Genomic DNA, 1,349 nt, shown 5'->3' with positions numbered 1-1,349 from the left:
TTGCTGTAGCTGACGAGGAGGTTTTTGGTCTGCTGGTAGTGGTCGAGCATCATGGCGTGGTTTTCGCGGCCGATGCCGGATTGCTTGTAGCCGCCGAACGCGGCGTGGGCGGGGTACATGTGGTAGCAGTTCGTCCACACCCGCCCGGCCTTGATGTCGCGCCCGGCCCGGTAGGCGGTGTTCCCGTCCCGCGACCACACCCCGGCGCCCAGCCCGTAGAGGGTGTCGTTGGCCTGGGCGATCGCATCGTCGTAGTCGGTGAACTTCCCGACCGCCACCACCGGCCCGAAGATCTCCTCCTGGAAGATGCGCATGCTGTTGGTGCCCTCGAAGATGGTGGGCTGGACGTAGAAGCCGCCGTTGAGGTCACCGCCGAGGTCGGCGCGCTCCCCACCGGTCACCACCCGCGCACCCTCGTCTTTGCCGATCTCGATGTAGGACAACACCTTCTCCAACTGATCGTTGGAGGCCTGCGAGCCGATCATCGTCTCGGTGTCCAACGGGTCGCCCTGGCGCACCGCCTTGGTGCGGATCGCGGCCAGTTCGAGGAACTCGTCGTAGATGTCGGCCTGCACCAGGCTGCGCGACGGGCAGGTGCACACCTCGCCCTGGTTGAGCGCGAACATCGTGAACCCTTCGAGGGCTTTGTCCTGGAAGTCGTCACCGGCGGCCATCACATCGGAGAAGAACAGGTTCGGGCTCTTGCCGCCCAACTCCAACGTCACGGGGATGAGGTTCTGGGAGGCGTACTGCATGATCAACCGGCCGGTGGTGGTCTCCCCGGTGAACGCGATCTTGGCGATCCGATTGCTCGACGCCAACGGCTTACCCGCCTCGACACCGAACCCGTTGACCACGTTGAGCACCCCGGCCGGCAACAGATCAGCAATCAGCGACACCAAATACAGGATCGAGGCCGGGGTCTGCTCGGCGGGTTTGAGGACCACCGCGTTGCCCGCGGCCAGGGCGGGGGCCAGTTTCCAGGTCGCCATCAGGATCGGGAAGTTCCACGGAATGATCTGCCCCACCACCCCCAGCGGTTCGTGGAAGTGGTAGGCCACGGTGTCGTCGTCGATCTGGCTCAGCGCGCCCTCCTGGGCGCGGATCGCCCCGGCGAAATACCGGAAGTGATCGACCGCCAACGGGATGTCGGCGTTGAGCGTTTCGCGGATCGGTTTGCCGTTGTCCCAGGACTCGGCCAGCGCGAGTGATTCCAGGTTGGCCTCGATACGGTCGGCGATCCGGTTGAGGATCAACGCCCGCTCGGCGGCCGAGGTCTTCCCCCACGCCGGTGCCGCCGCGTGCGCGGCGTCCAACGCCGCCTCGATATCGGCCTCCGTGGAGCGGGG

General features: G+C 65.8%; 1 protein-coding gene. It reads right to left on the bottom strand.

Going from position 1 to position 1,349, the window contains the following annotated elements; translation table 11 throughout:
• Nucleotides 1–1,349 (bottom strand): aldehyde dehydrogenase (gene adh, locus E4P42_RS26755; protein ID WP_135129648.1); only part of this gene is annotated, 1,349 nt, incomplete at both ends.

The sequence above is a fragment of the Mycobacterium sp. PS03-16 genome (genome assembly GCF_004570325.1).
Classification (GTDB): Bacteria; Actinomycetota; Actinomycetes; order Mycobacteriales; family Mycobacteriaceae; genus Mycobacterium.
The sequence above is the reverse complement of the archived record's forward strand: the minus strand, read 5'-3'. Positions and strand labels throughout refer to the sequence as shown.